At 71.8% G+C, this 1,459-nt stretch carries 3 protein-coding genes; 2 read left to right on the forward strand and 1 reads right to left on the reverse strand.

The annotated features are described in order from the left end of the window. The coding region (locus ABZ749_RS35100) for an SDR family oxidoreductase (protein ID WP_357235702.1) at positions 1-204 on the forward strand (204 nt) is incomplete at its 5' end. A gap of 136 nt (positions 205-340) precedes the next feature. Here ABZ749_RS35100 and ABZ749_RS35105 read toward each other — a convergent pair. Further along, positions 341-1,057, reverse strand: coding sequence for an isocitrate lyase/phosphoenolpyruvate mutase family protein (locus ABZ749_RS35105; RefSeq protein ID WP_357235704.1), 717 nt, complete (start codon positions 1,055-1,057; stop codon positions 341-343). 122 nt (positions 1,058-1,179) lie between these two features. Between ABZ749_RS35105 and ABZ749_RS35110 the strand changes: the two genes are divergently transcribed. Then, positions 1,180-1,459, forward strand: a 280-nt coding sequence (locus tag ABZ749_RS35110) for a helix-turn-helix domain-containing protein (RefSeq protein WP_357235706.1), incomplete at its 3' end; no start/stop codon positions are given.

The raw sequence follows: 1,459 nt of genomic DNA on the forward strand, positions 1-1,459 counted from the left end.
ACCCCCGGCGCCGACGCGATCCGCCAGAACTTCGCCGACGCGATGGAGGTCTCGCTTGCCGCCACCACAGCGGGCATCCCTCTGGGTCGTCCCGGAGACCCGCGCGACATCGCCGAGGCAGTCGCCTACCTCGTATCGGACCGGGCCCAGTGGGTCACCGGAGTGAGCCTGACAGTCGACGGTGGTGAACTCCCCGTCATCTAGCTCCACGTTCGGTCAGCCGTGTGAACGGTCACCGTCGATGTTGCGCGATCTTGCGGCGCAGGCCGGAAGGAGCTGCGCCCGGCCCTCCGGGCCGCCGCGCCGAAGCTGCGGTGGGGCGCGGGGGTGACGGGCAGACTCAGGCGCGCAGCTCGGCCGCGAGGTCGCCGATCGACGCCATCGCGTACCGCTGCATCGCTGGCCCGAAGGTGATGCGTGTGGCGCCCTGCCGGCCCAGTTCGGCCACAGACTCCCGGGTGGGTCCGGCAGCCATGTTGATCGGCCCGGAGATGCCCTCCCGCAGCTGCGGGAGCACCTGCGGCGGCGCCAGGATCGGGTAGACGCAGTCGGCGCCGGCGGCCACGTAGAGGCGGGCGCGTTCCACCGCGTCGGCCGGGTCACCCGTTCCGAACAGGAACGTGTCGACGCGGGCGTTGACGAAGAGAGCGTCGCCCGCTTCCGCGCGCACCTCGGCCAGCCAGTCAGCGTGCCGCCGGGGGTCCTTGAGGGTGGCGTCCCCCTCCGAGTCCTCCAGGTTGCAGCCGACGGCGCCAGCCTCCAACAGCCGTCCGACCAGCTCGCGGGGGGCGAGGCCGTATCCGCCCTCAACGTCGGCGGACACCGGAACGGACACGGCGCGGACGATGCGCGCGACCGCCGCGAACATCTCGTCCGGCGGTGTCGCGCCGTCCTCGTACCCGAGCGAGGCCGCCACACCCGCGCTCGGGGTCGCGAGGGCCGGGTAACCGGCGTCAGCCAGCACCCGGGCGCTGGCCGCATCCCAGGGGCCCGGCAGGACGAGCGGGTCACCGACGGCACGGTCGTGGTGCAGGGCGCGGAAGGTGGAGGCTGTCATCGTTGTGGTCTCCCGCCGTTGGTGACGATCCGGCCGTTGTCGGGCGGCATCTTCGCCGCGACGCGCATCGGACCACACTACGTTTGGTGGACCGCGCGGTCAACAATCGTTACGCTGGTCATATGGCGAGGCCACGACAGTTCGACGAGGAGCAGGTGATCCGCGCCGTCCGGGACCAGTTCTGGGACGCCGGCTACGCGGCGACCTCCCTGGAGGATCTGGTACGCGTCAGCGGGCTGGGCAAGGGCAGCCTCTACGGCGCCTTCGGCGACAAACACCGGCTGTTCCTGCGGGCGCTGCGGGAATACACCGACACCAGCGGCGGCTACCTGCGCGAGATGCTCGCCTCCGCTCCCCGCGCCCTGGACGCGCTGCGCGCGTTCGTCATGGCACCGGTGAACG

The organism is Micromonospora sp. NPDC047753 (assembly GCF_040642735.1).
Classification (GTDB): domain Bacteria; phylum Actinomycetota; class Actinomycetes; order Mycobacteriales; family Micromonosporaceae; genus Micromonospora.

Bases quoted from the DNA above. Each gene is read 5' to 3' on its own strand.
- ABZ749_RS35105 (WP_357235704.1), bottom strand. From the start codon at position 1,057: ATGACAGCCTCCACCTTCCGCGCCCTGCACCACGACCGTGCCGTCGGT.